Source organism: Pseudomonas fluorescens, from assembly GCF_902497855.1.
Classification (GTDB): Bacteria; Pseudomonadota; Gammaproteobacteria; order Pseudomonadales; family Pseudomonadaceae; genus Aquipseudomonas; species Aquipseudomonas fluorescens_BI.
Genome location: NZ_CABVHU010000016.1, coordinates 122,868 through 140,101 on the forward strand (window position 1 = coordinate 122,868; position 17,234 = coordinate 140,101).

At 60.1% G+C, this 17,234-nt stretch carries 14 protein-coding genes; 12 read left to right on the forward strand and 2 right to left on the reverse strand.

Going from position 1 to position 17,234, the window contains the following annotated elements:
• Positions 1 to 3: 3 nt before the first annotated feature.
• A complete protein-coding gene (locus tag F8N96_RS27160) occupies positions 4 to 996 on the reverse strand; it encodes an alpha/beta hydrolase family protein (RefSeq protein WP_150800413.1) in 993 nt (330 codons plus the stop codon).
• A 72-nt stretch (positions 997 to 1,068) separates the two neighbouring features.
• Here F8N96_RS27160 and F8N96_RS27165 point away from each other — a divergent pair, with 72 nt between their 5' ends.
• The 9 genes from F8N96_RS27165 (at position 1,069) to trpE (ending at position 12,290) form a co-directional block, all read left to right on the forward strand.
• Complete coding sequence (locus F8N96_RS27165) at positions 1,069 to 3,465, forward strand: PAS domain S-box protein (protein ID WP_150800414.1); 2,397 nt, start codon at positions 1,069 to 1,071, stop codon at positions 3,463 to 3,465.
• A gap of 43 nt (positions 3,466 to 3,508) precedes the next feature.
• Entirely contained in the window at positions 3,509 to 4,162 is a 654-nt protein-coding gene (locus tag F8N96_RS27170; RefSeq protein ID WP_191630825.1) for a response regulator transcription factor, read from the forward strand.
• A 334-nt stretch (positions 4,163 to 4,496) separates the two neighbouring features.
• Entirely contained in the window at positions 4,497 to 5,621 is a 1,125-nt protein-coding gene (locus F8N96_RS27175; RefSeq protein ID WP_150768000.1) for an ABC transporter ATP-binding protein, read from the forward strand.
• 49 nt (positions 5,622 to 5,670) lie between these two features.
• A complete protein-coding gene (locus F8N96_RS27180) occupies positions 5,671 to 6,714 on the forward strand; it encodes an ABC transporter substrate-binding protein (RefSeq protein WP_150800415.1) in 1,044 nt (347 codons plus the stop codon).
• Between the two features lie 203 nt (positions 6,715 to 6,917).
• Entirely contained in the window at positions 6,918 to 8,165 is a 1,248-nt protein-coding gene (locus tag F8N96_RS27185; protein WP_150800416.1) for an ABC transporter permease, read from the forward strand.
• Between the two features lie 12 nt (positions 8,166 to 8,177).
• Entirely contained in the window at positions 8,178 to 9,002 is an 825-nt protein-coding gene (locus F8N96_RS27190; RefSeq protein WP_008084123.1) for an ABC transporter permease, read from the forward strand.
• Between the two features lie 245 nt (positions 9,003 to 9,247).
• Positions 9,248 to 9,922, forward strand: coding sequence for a ribulose-phosphate 3-epimerase (gene rpe, locus F8N96_RS27195; protein WP_028621492.1), 675 nt, complete (start codon positions 9,248 to 9,250; stop codon positions 9,920 to 9,922).
• Positions 9,919 to 10,737 carry a phosphoglycolate phosphatase gene (locus tag F8N96_RS27200; RefSeq protein ID WP_150800417.1) on the forward strand — a complete coding sequence of 273 codons (819 nt, stop codon included), beginning with the start codon at positions 9,919 to 9,921 and terminating at the stop codon, positions 10,735 to 10,737. The genes rpe and F8N96_RS27200 overlap by 4 nt, the downstream gene beginning before the upstream one ends.
• A gap of 71 nt (positions 10,738 to 10,808) precedes the next feature.
• The gene (gene trpE / locus F8N96_RS27205) at positions 10,809 to 12,290 is read left to right on the forward strand and encodes an anthranilate synthase component I (RefSeq protein WP_150800418.1); all 1,482 of its coding nucleotides are present in this window, start codon (positions 10,809 to 10,811) and stop codon (positions 12,288 to 12,290) included.
• Positions 12,291 to 12,399: 109 nt separating this feature from the next.
• On the opposite strand, the gene estP is transcribed toward trpE, so the two are convergent.
• Positions 12,400 to 14,307 carry an esterase EstP gene (gene estP, locus F8N96_RS27210; RefSeq protein ID WP_150800419.1) on the reverse strand — a complete coding sequence of 636 codons (1,908 nt, stop codon included), beginning with the start codon at positions 14,305 to 14,307 and terminating at the stop codon, positions 12,400 to 12,402.
• 407 nt (positions 14,308 to 14,714) lie between these two features.
• Here estP and F8N96_RS27215 point away from each other — a divergent pair, with 407 nt between their 5' ends.
• Genes F8N96_RS27215 through trpC form a run of 3 tightly spaced genes read left to right on the forward strand, consistent with a single transcriptional unit; the run spans position 14,715 to position 17,200 of the window.
• A complete protein-coding gene (locus F8N96_RS27215) occupies positions 14,715 to 15,308 on the forward strand; it encodes an aminodeoxychorismate/anthranilate synthase component II (protein ID WP_150800420.1) in 594 nt (197 codons plus the stop codon).
• 9 nt (positions 15,309 to 15,317) lie between these two features.
• Positions 15,318 to 16,367, forward strand: a complete 1,050-nt coding sequence (gene trpD, locus F8N96_RS27220; protein ID WP_150800421.1) for an anthranilate phosphoribosyltransferase — start codon at positions 15,318 to 15,320, stop codon at positions 16,365 to 16,367.
• The gene (trpC, locus tag F8N96_RS27225; protein ID WP_150768034.1) at positions 16,364 to 17,200 is read left to right on the forward strand and encodes an indole-3-glycerol phosphate synthase TrpC; all 837 of its coding nucleotides are present in this window, start codon (positions 16,364 to 16,366) and stop codon (positions 17,198 to 17,200) included. The genes trpD and trpC overlap by 4 nt, the downstream gene beginning before the upstream one ends.
• Positions 17,201 to 17,234: the final 34 nt, after the last annotated feature.

The window sequence follows — 17,234 nt, forward strand, 5'->3', positions numbered from 1 at the left end:
GGTCTATTGGTTTTCCTCAGGCTGAGGGTTCAACCACCCCCGAACCCGACGAACCAGCTGCTCCTGCTCAGCCTTGCTGTTACCCGGCAAGGCCTTGAGCGATACCTGGCTGAAACCCGAAGCCTTCAAGCGTTTGCTCGCCTGCAAGCGTTCCAGCGCCGCGTTGCGATCCATCGGCTTATCCATATAGAAGATGTCCGCCACAGGCAGCTGCAATGTGGGTGTGAGTTCAGCCAGTCCGGGTTTCGTGCTTACCGGCGTCCGGGCGGCGATCATCACCAGCTTTTCGACCTGCGGGGGCTGTTTTTCGCTCAGGTAACGCGCGGCCCAATAAGCGCCGGTGCCATGACCCAATACAACGATGCTGCGGGCGCTTTGCTGTTCAGCGTAGGCAATGGCCGCATCGATGCGGGCGAAGATTCGTTCGGCGTCAGCCCCAGCCCGTTCCTCGGTGGTTTCGACGATCGCCTTGTCCGCCATCTCCGCTTCGCCGCCGACCGCTTGCTCGATGGGCGCGGCAGTGGTGGCATCCTTGCTGCCGGTTTCGGGCGCTTTGAGCGTTGGCGGCATTTCAGCGATACGTGGCGCAATAGCATCGCTTTGCGGGTCCGGCAAGGTGATACTCAGGCTGCTCCACTCGGCGTCCGGCAATGTGCGCCGCAATGGAGCGATTGCTTGCGGCCAGTCAACGGTTTCGCCAGCGCCCGGGATGATAATCACCGCGCCTTTGGGGCTGGCGGTATTGGCCGGTTTCCACAGGGCCAGAAAGGTATCGGCCCCGGCTTGCAGTTGTTGCTGCTCCTGGACCGGGACCTGTCTTACAAGGGCGGTCGCATCTTCCTGGCTACGCTCAAGCAACGGCGCGCGCTCAGGCGGTTTTTCTTCTGCGGTTTTCCCTGCGCTGGAAGCCGGGTCGGCCGCCTCGACGGAAAAGACGCAAGGCAGGATCAGCGACAGGCACAATGCTGGCAGTGCCAGGCGGTAGACAGGGAGCATCGGGTAGTCCAGGCCAGAAGTGATTCCGCAGCCTAATGGGTTGGTCAGTATTTGTCAGTGTGTGAGACTTCAATGATGCGTTTTCGCTGCCTTTGGGTTATCGGCTGTTTGTGGTTCCCCTCAATGAACTGGGCGGCGTCCGTGCCTCCAGCGCACGTCACGCCATTGTCCACGGACCAGCAGCAATGGCTGACCCAGCATCGCGAGTTGCGCGTCGGACTGTTGCTGCAAGTGCCTTACGCCCAATACGATCGCCGTTTGCAGCGCTTGTCGGGCGTTAACGTCGAGCTGATGCAATGGCTGGCCAGGTCGCTCAAGGTCGAACTGAGCTGGCGTCACTTTTCCGACCTTGCGCAGCTGGAGGCCGCTGCCCGTGAAGGGGCAATCGATATCGCGCCAGGGCTGAGTCAAACCCCTGGCGGTCTGCGTCTCTGGCAGTTTTCCGATCCGTACATGCGGGTACCGCAACTGGTGGTCAGTGACCAGAAAAGCACCGGCACAGTGGAACTGGAAAAACTCGACAGCCAGACCCGCGTCGCCGTGCGCATGCCCAGCGCCACGGCCGATTACCTGCGCGGCAATTACCCGCATTTGAACCTCCAGGGCGTACCGATCGAGCGCCAGGCATTGCAACTGTTGTTGAGTCAGCAAGCCAGCTACGCCGTGGTCGATGAAGCGCAACTGGGGCGCCTGTCCGCCGAGCCGGAGTTCGCCGCACTGGTCGTGGTCGGTGACATTGGCCTGCCGCAACTGCTGCGGGTGGCCACGCGCCGGGACTGGCCGGAGCTGGCCGCAATCGTCGAAAGCGCATTGCGGGCGATCCCGGCCAAGGACCTGGAGCAGTTGCACAGTCAATGGCTGCAACCCAAATACCCGCGGCTGACCGAATCACCGGGTTTCTGGCAAAACCTCTCTCTGCTGTTGACCGTGTTGATGCTGAGCAGCATGGCCATCGTGTTCTGGCAACGTCGGCAGCAGCGCAGTCTGGAGCAACGGTTGCTGGCCGCGCGCGAAGACATTGCCCTGCGTGCCGCCAGCGAAGAAGCCCTGCGCCTCACTCAATTTTCCATCGACCAGAGCACCGTCGGCATTCTCTGGGTGAACTGGGACAGCCATGTGCGCTACGCCAACCGCGCGGCCGAAACCATGTTGGGCTATCCGGCGGGCGGGATCATCGACAGACCGTTGATCGACTTTGAGCCGGGCCTGCACATGGACCGTTGGCTGAACCTGTGGAAACGCGCCCGGGCCAGCGAGGAAGGCCCGCAAAGTTTCGAAACCAATTGTGTGCGCGCCGATGGCAGCGTTCTGCCAGCGGATGTTTCGTTGAGCTTCCTGCGTTTTCGCGACGGTGAATACCTGGTGGTTTACCTCAATGATGTCACCGAACGCCGCCGTGCCCTGGCTGCGCTGCAGGAAAGCGAAGCGCGACTGCAAGGGATCGCCGCCAATGTTCCGGGGCTGGTCTTCCGGCTGGAGCGTGCGCCGGTGACCGGACAGATCGACTTTGCCTACATCAGTGAAGGCAGCGAGAGCCTGGTGGGTTACTCGCCGGCCACCCTGGCTCATCGCGACAAAGGCCTGCGCAGTCTGGTGCATCCGGACGACAAGGCCAGCTATCACCAGACCCAGGACCATGCGCTGGACACCGACAGCGACTGGTCGTGGCAAGGACGGATTCTCACCCGTTCGGGCGAGCAGCGCTGGGCCGAAATCAAGGCCATCACTCGCCGCCTCGAAGACGGTGCCTATGTCTGGGACGGCATTGTCTGGGACATCAGCGAGAGCAAACGCATCGAGCTGGAACTGGCCAGCTCCCGGGGGCAATTGCGTGAGTTGTCCGCTCACCTGGAGAGTGTACGGGAGGAGGAAAAGGCCCACATCGCCCGGGAAGTTCATGACGAGCTGGGTCAGATGTTGACCGTATTGAAGCTGGAAACGTCCATGTGCGAACTGGCCTATGCCCAGCTCGATCCCGGTCTGAACGAACGCTTGAACAGCATGAAACGCTTGATCGCTCAACTGTTCCAACTGGTGCGTGATGTGGCGACGGCGCTGCGCCCACCGATTCTTGATGCCGGGATTGCATCGGCCATCGAGTGGCAGGCCCGCCGTTTTGAGGCGCGCACACAGATTCCGTGTCTGGTGCAGGTGCCGGACAATCTGCCAGTGCTCAGCGATGCCAAGGCGATCGGCTTGTTCCGCATCCTCCAGGAAGCGCTGACCAATGTCATGCGTCATGCCCGGGCGCATACTGTCGAACTGACATTGACGCTGGAAGGCGACGAGTTGTGCCTGACGGTCAGTGATGATGGCGTAGGATTCGTCCCCGCCACGGGCAGGTCGACATCCTTTGGTGTGGTCGGCATGCGCGAGCGGGTGTTGATCATGGGCGGTCAGTTGTCGCTTGAAAGTGAGCCGGGGGAAGGCACGACCTTGAGTGTGCGAGTGCCGGTGGGCGAAGCCTGAGGTCTGTGTGGCGTCTGTACTGACGCCTTCGCGAGCAAGTCGAATGATCTTGAATCTGGAGAAGAACGTGATCCGTGTACTGGTAGCCGAAGACCACACCATCGTCCGCGAAGGCATCAAGCAGTTGATCGGCCTGGCCAAGGACCTTCTAGTGGTAGGGGAGGCGAGCAATGGCGAGCAGTTGCTCGACACCTTGCGTCATGTTCCCTGCGAAGTGGTGTTGCTGGATATCTCCATGCCCGGGGTCAATGGCCTGGAAGCCATTCCGCGGATTCGCGCACTGAACAATCCACCGGCGATTCTGGTGTTGTCGATGCACGACGAAGCACAAATGGCCGCCCGGGCGTTGAAGGTCGGCGCCGCCGGTTACGCAACCAAGGACAGCGATCCGGCCCTGCTGCTGACAGCGATCCGCAAAGTCGCGGCGGGCGGGCGTTATATTGATCCGGACCTGGCCGATCGCATGGTCTTCGAAGTCGGGCTTACCGATTCGCGGCCGTTGCACTCCTTGCTGTCCGAACGCGAATTTTCAGTGTTCGAACGCCTGGCACAAGGCGCCAACGTCAACGACATCGCCCAGCAACTGGCCTTGAGCAGCAAGACCATCAGCACCCACAAGGCGCGGCTGATGCAGAAACTCAACATCACCTCCCTGGCCGAACTGGTGAAGTACGCCATGGAGCACAAGCTCCTCTGAATGTGTACGCGGTCCTCTGTAGGAGCCGGCTTGCCGGCGAAGGCGTCTTCGAATCCTGCACCAGGCTCAAGGGCGCCTTCGCCGGCAAGGGACCGCATAGGCATGTCCATTTGCGACATGTCCGCAAACCCGGCTTTGCCTGCCCGTGCGGCTTGCAGTGCATCGCTTGTCGCTATCGATCATCGACATACCCATCCCCGCCATCCTTGTAGGGCAATCCCTACCCCCAACCTTCCATCCGGCTGAGGCCATTCTCTCCTGCACCCCGATTTGCGTGGTCACCGTCGTCCACTAGGCTTAGTCCACAGCAGTCATCAACAACAAAGGTGTGGGTATGAGCCAGGTCGATTCAAGCGCAGGGGCCAGCGACATTCTGGTCAGCTTTCGTGGAGTGCAAAAGAGCTACGACGGCGAGAACCTGATCGTCAAAGACCTCAACCTGGACATTCGCAAAGGCGAATTCCTCACCTTGCTCGGGCCGTCCGGCTCCGGCAAGACCACCAGCCTGATGATGCTCGCCGGCTTCGAAACACCGACCGCAGGTGAAATCCTCCTGGCCGGGCGTTCCATCAACAACGTGCCGCCGCACAAGCGCGACATCGGCATGGTGTTCCAGAACTACGCGTTGTTCCCGCACATGACGGTTGCCGAGAACCTGGCGTTCCCGCTGACCGTTCGCGGCTTGAACAAGAGCGATGTCAGCGACCGGGTCAAACGCGTCTTGAGCATGGTTCAGCTCGACATGTTCGCCCAGCGTTATCCGGCGCAACTGTCTGGCGGTCAACAGCAGCGTGTGGCCCTGGCCCGTGCCTTGGTGTTCGAACCGCAACTGGTACTGATGGACGAACCCCTCGGCGCGCTGGACAAACAACTGCGCGAACACATGCAGATGGAAATCAAACACCTGCACCAGCGCCTGGGCGTAACGGTGGTCTACGTGACCCACGACCAGGGTGAAGCCCTGACCATGTCCGACCGTGTGGCGGTGTTCCACCAGGGCGAAATCCAGCAGATCGCGCCGCCGCGCTCCCTCTATGAGGAACCGAAAAACACCTTCGTCGCCAACTTCATCGGCGAGAACAACCGTCTCAATGGCCGCTTGCACAGCCACACCGGCGACCGCTGCGTCGTCGAACTCGGTCGCGGTGAAAAGGTTGAAGCCCTGGCAGTCAATGTCGGCAAGACCGGCGAACCCGTCACGCTGTCGATTCGCCCGGAACGCGTGAGCCTCAATGGTTCGAGCGAATCCTGCGTCAACCGCTTCTCGGGGAGGGTGGCGGAATTCATCTATCTGGGCGACCACGTCCGGGTTCGCCTGGAAGTCTGCGGCAAGACCGACTTCTTCGTGAAACAACCGATTGCCGAGCTCGATCCCGAGTTGGCGGTTGGCGACGTGGTACCGCTCGGCTGGCAGGTCGAACACGTTCGCGCGCTCGACCCGCTTCTAGAGGCGCATTGATCGCCCCCTGCTTCAACAACACCAACCCTGCACGTGGAGAGAACAATAAATGTTGAGATCCCTGAAATTCACCGCTTTGGTCATGGGCATGATCGGTGCGGCACACGCGATGGCGGCGGGCCCGGACCTGACCGTGGTGTCCTTTGGCGGGGCGAACAAGGCGGCGCAGGTCAAAGCCTTCTACGCACCGTGGGAAGCGGCAGGCAACGGCAAGATCGTGGCAGGCGAGTACAACGGCGAGATGGCCAAGGTCAAGGCCATGGTCGACACCAAGAGCGTGTCCTGGGACCTGGTGGAAGTTGAATCGCCGGAACTGTCCCGTGGCTGCGACGAAGACATGTTCGAGCAACTCGATCCCGCACTGTTCGGCAAAAATGAAGACTACGTCAAAGGCGCTATCCAGCCGTGCGGCGTGGGCTTCTTTGTGTGGTCGACCGTGCTGGCCTACAACGCCGACAAGCTGAAGTCCGCACCGACCAGCTGGGTGGATTTCTGGGATACAAAAAAATTCCCGGGCAAGCGCGGCCTGCGCAAGGGCGCCAAGTACACCCTGGAGTTCGCACTGATGGCCGACGGCGTTGCGCCGAAAGACGTCTACAAAGTACTGGCCGGCAAGGACGGTCAGGACCGCGCGTTCAAGAAGCTCGATGAGCTCAAGCCAAGCATCCAGTGGTGGGAAGCCGGCGCACAACCGCCGCAATACCTCGCTTCCGGTGACGTGGTCATGAGCTCGGCCTACAACGGCCGGATCGCTGCCGTGCAGAAAGAAAGCAACCTGAAAGTCGTGTGGAACGGCGGTATCTACGACTTCGACGCATGGGCCATCCCTAAAGGTCTGGATAAAGCACGCGCTGAAGCGGCGAAGAAATTCATCGCGTTCTCGGTGGCGCCGCAGCGGCAGAAGACCTACTCGGAAAACATCGCTTACGGCCCGGCCAACATTCAAGCCGTACCGTTGCTGGCCAAGGATGTCCTGAAAGACATGCCGACCACCCCGGAAAACATCGCCAACCAGGTGCAGATCGACGTCAGCTTCTGGGCTGACAACGGCGAGCAACTGGAGCAGCGCTTCAATTCCTGGGCAGCAAAATAAGACCACCCCGTGGGCTTATCCACTCCTGTAGGAGCGAGGCTTGCCCGCGAAGGCGGCGTGTCAGTCAACATTGATGTTGAATGTGCTGACGTCTTCGCGGGCAAGCCTCGCTCCTACAGGTAGCGGGTTGTAAACAGAAACAGAGGTGGTTCTACAGTTTGTGAGGCCACCTCTGTAACGATCAAAGATTTCCGGAGTACGCCATGGCCACCGCCATTCCCCTGAACGCGGGCACAGACCCCACCTTGAAGCAGCGGCTCAAGCATGCCGAGCGGATCAACCGCTGGAAGGCCCAGGCCTTGATCGCGCCGCTGGTGCTGTTTCTGCTGCTGGTGTTCCTGGTGCCGATCGTGGCGCTGCTCTACAAAAGCGTCGGTAACCCGGAAGTGGTCGGCGGCATGCCGCGCACCGTGGCGGCCATCGCCAGTTGGGACGGCCGCGGCCTGCCCGCTGAACCGGTTTACAAGGCGGCCAGCGAAGACCTGGCCGAAGCCCGCAAGAATCAGACCTTGGGCGACCTGTCCAAGCGCTTGAACATGGAGTTGGCCGGCTATCGCAGCCTGCTGACCAAAACCGCACGCGCCTTGCCGTTCGCCACCGAGCCGGCCTCTTATAAAGAAGCGCTGGAAGGTCTCGACGAGCGCTGGGGCGACCCCGCCTACTGGCAAGCCGTACGCCGTAACACCAGCAGCATTACGCCGTACTACCTGCTGGCGGCGGTGGACCACCGGGTCGACGACCTCGGCGAAATCGCCCCCGCCACGCCCGACCAGGCCATCTATCTAGACATTTTTGCCCGGACCTTCTGGATGGGCCTGATCATCACCGTGATCTGCCTGGTGCTGGCTTATCCATTGGCCTATCTGCTGGCGAACCTGCCATCGCGGCAAAGCAACCTGCTGATGATTCTGGTGCTGCTGCCGTTCTGGACCTCGATTCTGGTGCGGGTCGCCGCGTGGATCGTGCTGCTGCAATCGGGCGGCCTGATCAACAGCGGCCTGATGGCCATGGGCATCATCGATAAACCGCTGGAGCTGGTGTTCAACCGCACCGGGGTCTACATCTCGATGGTGCACATCCTGCTGCCGTTCATGATCCTGCCGATCTACAGCGTGATGAAAGGCATCTCGCCGACTTATATGCGCGCCGCGATTTCCCTGGGTTGCCACCCGTTCGCCAGCTTCTGGCGGGTGTACTTCCCGCAGACCTATGCCGGTGTCGGCGCCGGTTGCCTGTTGGTGTTCATCCTCGCCATCGGCTACTACATCACCCCGGCCTTGCTGGGCAGCCCGAACGATCAGATGGTCAGTTACTTCGTCGCCTTCTACACCAACACCAGCATCAACTGGGGCATGGCGACCGCGCTTGGAGGGCTGCTGCTGTTGGCGACCGTGGTGCTGTATCTGATTTACAACTGGCTGGTGGGCGCCAGTCGCCTGCGCCTGAGCTAAGGGGAGAACGAAATGCTGAGTCCTTATATGTCGCCCATCGAGCGGGTGTGGTTCTACAGCTTGCGGATTCTCTGCGGCTTGATCCTGTTGTTCCTGATTTTGCCGGTGCTGGTGATCATTCCGCTGTCTTTCAACTCAGGGAGTTTCCTGGTGTACCCGCTGCAAGGCTTCTCGCTGCAGTGGTATCACGACTTTTTCGCGTCGGCGGAATGGATGCGGGCGCTGAAAAACAGCATCATCGTCGCCCCGGCGGCCACGGTGCTGGCGATGATCTTCGGTACGCTGGCAGCAATTGGCCTGACTCGGGGCGACTTTCCCGGCAAGGCGTTGGTGATGGCCCTGGTAATTTCGCCGATGGTGGTGCCGGTGGTGATCATCGGTGTCGCCAGCTATCTGTTCTTTGCGCCGCTGGGCCTGGGCAACAGCTTCTTCTCATTGATCGTGGTGCACGCAGTGTTGGGTGTGCCGTTTGTAATCATCACGGTGTCGGCGACCTTGCAGGGGTTCAACCACAACCTGGTGCGGGCAGCTGCAAGCCTGGGGGCTTCACCGCTGACGGCGTTTCGGCGGGTGACCTTGCCGTTGATCGCGCCGGGCGTGATCTCGGGGGCATTGTTCGCCTTCGCCACTTCGTTCGATGAAGTGGTGGTGACGCTGTTCCTTGCCGGTCCTGAGCAAGCGACCCTGCCACGGCAGATGTTCAGCGGTATCCGCGAAAACCTCAGCCCGACCATTGCCGCCGCCGCGACGCTGCTGATTGCCTTCTCGGTGATCCTGTTGCTGACGTTGGAATGGCTGCGTGGCCGCAGCGAAAAACTGCGTACGGCCCAAGTCTGACACAGGTGGTTATATCCCTGTAGGAGCCGGCTTGCTGGCGAACGACACAACGCGGTTCACCTGACACATCGCGTTATGCCATTCGCCAGCAAGCCGGCTCCTACAAGGGGCAATGCGCAAATCGAGCGCCGTCGATATCGAGAAAATCTACCGGGCGGCCTACTGATTATCGCGTCACGGTGCGCGCTTCAAAGCATGAGGTATACAATGCGCGCCATCGTGATTTTGCTCAGTAAAGGTGCGTCATGCAGCCCTTCGTCATTGCTCCGTCGATTCTCTCCGCCGATTTCGCCCGCCTGGGTGAGGAAGTGGACAACGTCCTGGCCGCCGGCGCCGACTTCGTACACTTCGATGTCATGGACAACCATTACGTGCCGAACCTGACCATCGGTCCGATGGTCTGCGCCGCGCTGCGCAAGTACGGCGTGACTGCGCCGATCGATGCGCACCTGATGGTCAGCCCGGTGGACCGCATCGTTGGCGACTTCATCGAGGCCGGCGCGACTTACATCACCTTCCATCCGGAAGCCACGCAGCACGTCGACCGCTCACTGCAATTGATCCGCGAAGGCGGCTGCAAGTCGGGGCTGGTGTTCAATCCGGCGACACCGCTGGACGTGCTCAAGTACGTGATGGACAAGGTCGACATGATCTTGCTGATGAGCGTCAACCCGGGCTTCGGCGGGCAGAAGTTCATTCCTGGCACCCTCGACAAGCTGCGTGAAGCGCGGGCACTGATCGATGCCTCCGGTCGTGACATCCGCCTGGAAATCGACGGTGGCGTGAACGTGAACAACATTCGCGAAATCGCCGCCGCTGGCGCCGACACCTTCGTCGCCGGCTCGGCGATCTTCAATGCACCGAATTACCAAGAGGTGATTGAAAAGATGCGTTCCGAACTGGCGCTGACCCGCCCATGAGTGGTTTTGAGCAGCTATTCCCGGGAGCTCTGCCGCGGCTGGTGATGTTCGATCTCGATGGCACGCTGGTCGATTCGGTCCCCGACCTCGCGGCGGCTGTGGATAACATGCTGCTCAAACTCGGACGCGCACCTGTCGGGATCGAGTCGGTACGCGACTGGGTCGGCAACGGTGTGCACATGCTGGTGCGCCGTGCCCTGGCCAATCATATCGATGGCGAGAACGTCGATGAGGTCGAGGCCGAGCGTGCACTGGAGCTGTTCAACGGCTTTTACGAGGATGGACACGAATTGACCGTGGTCTACCCCGGCGTGCGCGATACCCTGAAATGGCTGCACAAGCAGGGGGTCGAGATGGCATTGATCACCAACAAACCGGAGCGTTTCGTCGCGCCGCTGCTGGATCAGATGAAGATCGGCCGTTACTTCCGCTGGATCATCGGCGGCGATACCCTGCCCAAGAAGAAGCCTGACCCGGCGGCACTGTTCTTCGTGATGAAAATGGCCAATATCCCGGCTTCGCAATCCTTGTTCGTCGGCGATTCGCGCAGCGATGTGCTGGCGGCGAAAGCGGCGGGGGTCAAATGCGTAGCGCTCAGTTATGGCTACAACCATGGCCGGCCGATTGCGGAAGAATCCCCGGCGCTGGTGATCGACGATCTGCGCAAATTAATTCCCGGTTGCCTGGATCTGGCCACTGGGATAACGTTGCCCGACGCTGTTCAATCTCCTGCCGGAAATCCCATCGTGGTGGTCACTCGCAAACTCTGGATGAAAGTCATCAAGGCCCTGGCCCGCTGGCGTTGGCGCGCCTGACTTGTTCCTGGCCGGCATCCCGGCGCGTTTGCATACCTGACTGTTAGACCCTCAAACCACGAGGCTACTCCATGATCCGCGAAGAATTCCTGCGTTTGGCCGCTGCCGGCTACAACCGCATCCCGCTTGCCTGCGAAACCCTGGCCGACTTCGACACTCCGCTGTCGATCTACCTGAAACTGGCCGATGAGCCCAACTCCTACCTGCTCGAGTCGGTGCAGGGCGGCGAAAAATGGGGCCGTTATTCGATCATTGGGTTGCCGTGCCGCACTGTGCTGCGGGTTCACGATCATCACGTCAGCATCACCCACGACGGCGTCGAGATCGAAAGTCATGAGGCTGAAGACCCGCTGACCTTCGTCGAAGAATTCAAGGCTCGTTACAACGTGCCGACCATCCCCGGCCTGCCGCGTTTCAATGGCGGCCTCGTGGGATACTTCGGGTACGACTGCGTACGTTATGTGGAGAAGCGTCTGGGCAAATGCCCGAACCCGGACCCACTGGGCGTGCCGGACATTCTGCTGATGGTCTCCGACGCGGTGGTGGTGTTCGACAACCTCGCTGGCAAGATGCACGCGATTGTCCTGGCCGATCCGTCGCAGGACGATGCTTTCGAACATGGACAGGCACGTCTTGAAGCGCTGCTGGAAAAGCTCCGTCAACCGATCGCTCCGCGTCGCGGCTTGGACTTCAGTAAACAGCAGTCTGCCGATCCGGTATTCCGTTCAAGCTTCACCCAGAACGATTACGAAAAAGCCGTCGACACCATCAAGGAATACATCCTGGCGGGTGACTGCATGCAGGTCGTGCCGTCCCAACGCATGTCGATCGACTTCAAGGCTGCGCCGATCGATCTGTACCGGGCGTTGCGTTGCTTCAACCCGACACCCTACATGTACTTCTTCAACTTCGGCGATTTCCACGTTGTCGGCAGTTCGCCGGAAGTGCTGGTACGGGTCGAAGACAATCTGATCACCGTACGCCCGATCGCCGGCACCCGTCCGCGGGGTGCCAATGAAGAGGCGGATGTTGCGCTGGAAAAAGACCTGCTGTCCGACGCCAAGGAAATCGCCGAACACTTGATGCTGATCGACCTGGGCCGTAACGATACCGGTCGCGTTTCGGAAATCGGCTCGGTGAAACTTACCGAAAAGATGGTGATCGAGCGTTACTCCAACGTCATGCACATCGTGTCCAACGTCACCGGGCAACTGACGGCCGGGCTGACGGCGATGGACGCGCTACGGGCGATTCTGCCGGCGGGCACCTTGTCCGGCGCACCGAAGATTCGCGCGATGGAAATCATTGACGAGCTGGAGCCGGTCAAGCGTGGCGTGTATGGCGGAGCGGTCGGTTACTACGCCTGGAACGGCAACATGGACACCGCCATCGCGATCCGCACCGCGGTGATCAAGAACGGCGAGCTGCATGTACAGGCCGGTGGCGGCATTGTCGCCGACTCGGTGCCGGCGCTGGAATGGGAAGAGACCTTGAACAAACGCCGCGCGATGTTCCGTGCGGTGGCGCTGGCCGAACAAACCCCGGACGCCTGAGTTCACGCAAAACTTGTGGGCGCGAGCCGGCTCCCACAAGGCCTCACCACCATAAAAAACGCGGCGCCTGTGAGGGCACCGCGTTTTTTTGTGCTTGCTAGTTAATGGATCAGAAATCCAATACAACCCCCACGTTGAGCCCTTGCTGGGTAAAATCGTCTGACTTGCGGAACGTGTAACCGCCACGCAGTGCCAGATCAGCTGTCAATTTGTGGCTAACCCCCAGGCTCACGCGATTCAAATGACTTTGCGGTGTGTAACCGTCGAGCTCGAAGTCCAGCGACGGCAGGCTATTGAGGGCGATGTTCACTTTCTGAGTGTCATCCTCGTATTCGCGCTCGAAAGCGTATTCGCCGAACACTTGAGTCTGCGGGGTGATCTGGTATTTGCCCTGAAGGCCGGCGCCCAGCCGTTTCGAGTCGCGTTTCTGGTCATCAAAAGTCAGCGCCGTGGAACGAGCGCCGTTTTCCGAGTAACCATCGACTTCCACTTTTGCGTAATCGGCGCTGATGAACGGCGACAAATGCCATTCACTGCCCGGTTGCGCAATATCGTAGCCAAGGCGAGTGCTGAAGGCCCAAAGGTGGCCGTCTGTATCACCTTTTTCCGCCCTTTCGCTGGCACCCAGGTCGAATTTGCGCTTGAGATTGTCATAGTCCAGCTTGCCGCCAGTCAAAGCGGCGTCGGCCCACCAGCGGTTCTGCTGGAACTGGGCGAAGGCGGTGGCCAGGTAGCTGTTGAGCTTGTAGTCCGAATCATTGCTGCCAGCTTCAAGGTTCTGCCGATAAAAGCCTGCCGCCACACCAACTCGCCAGGCTTCATTGAGGCGATAGCTGCCGCCAATATTCAGATTGCTTCCACTGCCATCGGCACTGGCGCCGCTGATTTGACCATCGATATCCAGATGCTGGCCGCCGCCTGCGACAATCGCGCGCCATTGGCCGACGGCCTGCCAGTTTTCCCAGTCCGATTGCCATTGGCTGCGCAGTTCATCCTGGTGCGCACGTAGAGAGGCGTGGGCCATTTCCGGCAACAGCGTCAGTTCCCACGGTGCTGCCAGCAGGGAGTAGGCGTAATCGGAAATCAGCTTCTGCCCGGTTTCGGTCGGGTGAACGCCATCGTTGTAGATCAGTTTGCTCGGGTCCGGCGTGGAACTGTTGATGCCATAAGCGGTGTTTTCAACGCAGCCATTGCCGCTGAAACAGGTGGCAACCAGGTTCTGGTCGGTGGCCAGTCCGAATGGTGCCGGATCGGCGACCGCTTCCTGCAACAGCGATGGAACGTTAAGCGGGATGACCTCGGCGTCGATGCCCCCGAGTCGCGTCACCAGGCGCTGATTGAAGAGGCTGCTCAGTAGCGAGATACCCGGCTGTGCGGGACTGCCGTTGATGGCGGGCGTCAAACCCAGGTCAGGCAACAGCCAGACCATGATGTACTGGGCGCCGGCGGTCTGCAAAACCTGGGCGCTGTCTGCCAGTCGATCTGCCGCCGCGCCGGCCTGGGCCGGGTTGAGCACCAGGCCCTGGAGGAAATCGTTACCGCCACCGGAGAGGAAATACAGCGCATTCGGGTCGGCACGCAGGTTGTTGGCGGCCAGGTAGCCAGGACGAGTGCGTTCGCCCGTGGCGGATACATTGGTAATCGAATCGAGGATCTGGTCGGTGCGATAGCCGCCCACGGCCCAGTTGTTGCCATCAGGCAGGCCCTCGCTGGCGCGCGCAGCCGAGGTGGAAGCAGCCGTCTGATCCGGGGAGAAACCGAGTTTTCCTCCCAGTAGCTGCGTCGAGTTGGCGGAGTAAACCTCGCCGCTGCCATCGAAGTAGACCGGCCCGATGCGGTTGGTATAGCGCTGGGTCGCGCCGGCCGGACCGCCGGTATCGGTAAATTGTCCCGCATCGCTGAGACTGTCGCCGAAGACGATGAAGTTCGAGTAGGGGTTGGGCGCCGCTATCGTCTGGGTACAGGCCATGGCGAGCAAGCAGGCTGCAAGGGGTGCCGCCAACGTCGGTTTGATCATGGGCAAATCCGTTTGTTTATTGTTTTAGTGAGCGAAACGTGAGTGCCAAAAACTATAGAGGCTGTTGCCATTCGGCGCGAACCCTCGATTGTTTCACCGCGCTTCGATCACCCCATATTGCACGCTCTGCCCAGCTAAGTTACTGTGCCAATACGTATAAATGAGACCTTCCCCGTGTTGATCGTCAGCAAACTCCTGGATCAAGTCATCAAGGCACACGCCCGTTGGCGTTGGCGCGCCTGAATCCTTCTGCCGGCCCGGCCGGACCTTTACCGCTTTGCCTTCTTTTACCCGCAAGACAAACCGCTTTGCTGCGCGATTCCAGCGACTGACAAAGCGCAGGACGCTGCGGGTAAATCCTTCGAAGGCTGAATTAAAGTCAGTGAATTCAAGAGGTTCTTAACGCCATGTTGCTGATGATCGATAACTACGACTCTTTTACCTACAACGTTGTGCAGTACCTTGGAGAGCTCGGCTCAAAGGTCAAAGTCGTGCGCAACGATGAACTCACCATCGCCCAGATCGAAGCGCTCAACCCGGAGCGGATCGTTGTCTCCCCCGGCCCTTGCACCCCGACTGAAGCCGGCATCTCGATCGAAGCGATCAAGCATTTCGCCGGCAAACTGCCGATTCTGGGTGTCTGCCTGGGCCATCAATCCATCGGTCAGGCGTTTGGCGGGGATGTCGTGCGCGCCCGGCACGTCATGCACGGCAAGACCAGCCCGGTGTTCCACGAGGACAAGGGCGTTTTCGAAGGCTTGAATCATCCGCTGACGGTCACCCGCTATCACTCGTTGATCGTCAAGCGCGAAACCCTGCCGGACTGCCTCGAGCTGACTGCCTGGACCCAGCTCGAAGATGGTTCGGTGGACGAGATCATGGGCCTGCGCCATAAGACATTGAACATTGAAGGCGTGCAGTTCCACCCTGAGTCGATCCTGACCGAACAGGGCCACGAGCTGCTTGCCAACTTCCTCAAACAAACCGGCGGCACGCGCTAAGGACTTTTAATGAATATCAAGACAGCCCTGAGCCGGATCGTCGACCAGCTCGACCTCAGCACCGACGAAATGCGCGATGTGATGCGCGAAATCATGACCGGGCAGTGCACCGACGCGCAGATTGGCGCGTTCATGATGGCCATGCGCATGAAGAGCGAGAGCATCGATGAGATCGTGGGCGCGGTATCGGTCATGCGCGAGCTGGCGGACAAGGTCGAACTCAAGACGCTGGACGGCGTCGTCGATGTCGTCGGTACCGGCGGTGACGGTGCGAACATCTTCAACGTGTCCACCGCTTCTTCGTTTGTAGTCGCAGCAGCCGGCTGCACCGTGGCGAAGCACGGTAACCGTGCGGTCTCGGGTAAAAGCGGCAGTGCCGACCTGTTGGAGGCCGCAGGGATCTACCTGAACCTGACGCCGGTTCAAGTGGCACGCTGCATCGATAACGTCGGCATCGGTTTCATGTTTGCCCAGACCCACCACAGTGCCATGAAATACGCCGCGGGTCCGCGCCGGGAACTGGGCCTGCGTACCTTGTTCAACATGCTCGGCCCGCTTACGAATCCGGCCGGGGTGAAACATCAGATAGTGGGTGTGTTCAATCAGGCGTTGTGCCGGCCTTTGGCCGAGGTGTTGCAGCGCCTGGGCAGCAAACATGTGTTGGTGGTGCATTCCCAGGACGGTTTGGACGAATTCAGCCTGGCGGCACCCACCTATGTGGCTGAACTGAAAAACGACGAAATAACAGAATACTGGGTCCAGCCGGAAGACCTCGGTATAAAGAGCCAGAGCTTGTATGGTCTGGTGGTTGAAAGTCCGGCCCAGTCACTTGAACTGATTCGCGATGCCTTGGGCAAGCGCAAGACCGAAAACGGTCAGAAAGCCGCCGAGATGATCGTGCTCAACGCCGGTGCCGCGTTGTATGCCGCCGACCTGGCCAGCACTTTAAAAGAGGGCGTTGCCCTGGCGCACGATGCGCTGCACACCGGTCTCGCTCGGGAAAAGCTCGAGGAGTTGGGTGCGTTTACCGCGGTATTCAAGGTGGAGAATGAGGGATGAGTGTGCCGACGGTTCTGGAAAACATTCTGGCCCGCAAAGTCGAGGAAGTCGCCGAGCGCAGTGCTCGTGTGAGCCTCGCCGAGCTGGAAAGCCTGGCCAAAGTGGCCGATGCACCCCGTGGGTTTGCCAAGGCATTGATCGACCAGGCCAAGCTCAAACAGCCTGCAGTCATTGCTGAAATCAAGAAAGCCTCGCCGAGCAAAGGCGTGATCCGCGAGAACTTCGTTCCTGCCGACATTGCCATCAGCTATGAGCGGGGCGGGGCGACCTGCCTGTCGGTGCTCACCGATATCGATTACTTCCAAGGCGCCGATGCGTATCTGCAACAGGCGCGTGCGGCATGCAAACTGCCGGTGATCCGCAAGGACTTCATGATCGATCCCTATCAGATCGTCGAAGCCCGTGCCCTGGGCGCTGACTGCGTGCTGTTGATCGTTTCCGCATTGGATGACGTGAAAATGGCCGAGCTGGCGGCCGTGGCCAAAAGCGTCGGCCTCGATGTGCTGGTGGAAGTCCACGATGGGGACGAGCTGGAACGGGCGTTGAAAACACTCGACACTCCGCTGGTCGGCGTCAACAACCGCAACCTGCACACCTTTGACGTCAATCTGGAAACCACGCTTGATCTGTTGCCCCGTATCCCGCGTGATCGATTGGTGATTACCGAAAGCGGCATTCTCAATCGAGCCGATGTCGAACTGATGGAAATCAGCGACGTGTATGCGTTCCTGGTCGGCGAGGCGTTCATGCGTGCCGAAAATCCGGGCACCGAGTTGCAGCGTCTGTTTTTCCCTGAGCGCGGCGTACCTGTCAGCGGCTCGACGCTCGACTGACGATATCTTTGCTGGCAACCCGATCCCCTGTAGG

What these genes read in the sequence shown, in the direction of transcription:
- F8N96_RS27160 (WP_150800413.1), bottom strand. Translation starts at nt 996, where the DNA reads ATGCTCCCTGTCTACCGCCTGGCACTGCCAGCATTGTGCCTGTCGCTG.
- F8N96_RS27215 (WP_150800420.1), top strand. Translation starts at nt 14,715, where the DNA reads ATGTTGCTGATGATCGATAACTACGACTCTTTTACCTACAACGTTGTG.
- F8N96_RS27185 (WP_150800416.1), top strand. Translation starts at nt 6,918, where the DNA reads ATGGCCACCGCCATTCCCCTGAACGCGGGCACAGACCCCACCTTGAAG.
- rpe (WP_028621492.1), top strand. Translation starts at nt 9,248, where the DNA reads ATGCAGCCCTTCGTCATTGCTCCGTCGATTCTCTCCGCCGATTTCGCC.
- F8N96_RS27165 (WP_150800414.1), top strand. Translation starts at nt 1,069, where the DNA reads ATGATGCGTTTTCGCTGCCTTTGGGTTATCGGCTGTTTGTGGTTCCCC.
- estP (WP_150800419.1), bottom strand. Translation starts at nt 14,307, where the DNA reads ATGATCAAACCGACGTTGGCGGCACCCCTTGCAGCCTGCTTGCTCGCC.
- F8N96_RS27170 (WP_191630825.1), top strand. Translation starts at nt 3,509, where the DNA reads ATGATCTTGAATCTGGAGAAGAACGTGATCCGTGTACTGGTAGCCGAA.
- trpC (WP_150768034.1), top strand. Translation starts at nt 16,364, where the DNA reads ATGAGTGTGCCGACGGTTCTGGAAAACATTCTGGCCCGCAAAGTCGAG.
- F8N96_RS27200 (WP_150800417.1), top strand. Translation starts at nt 9,919, where the DNA reads ATGAGTGGTTTTGAGCAGCTATTCCCGGGAGCTCTGCCGCGGCTGGTG.
- trpE (WP_150800418.1), top strand. Translation starts at nt 10,809, where the DNA reads ATGATCCGCGAAGAATTCCTGCGTTTGGCCGCTGCCGGCTACAACCGC.
- trpD (WP_150800421.1), top strand. Translation starts at nt 15,318, where the DNA reads ATGAATATCAAGACAGCCCTGAGCCGGATCGTCGACCAGCTCGACCTC.
- F8N96_RS27175 (WP_150768000.1), top strand. Translation starts at nt 4,497, where the DNA reads ATGAGCCAGGTCGATTCAAGCGCAGGGGCCAGCGACATTCTGGTCAGC.
- F8N96_RS27180 (WP_150800415.1), top strand. Translation starts at nt 5,671, where the DNA reads ATGTTGAGATCCCTGAAATTCACCGCTTTGGTCATGGGCATGATCGGT.
- F8N96_RS27190 (WP_008084123.1), top strand. Translation starts at nt 8,178, where the DNA reads ATGCTGAGTCCTTATATGTCGCCCATCGAGCGGGTGTGGTTCTACAGC.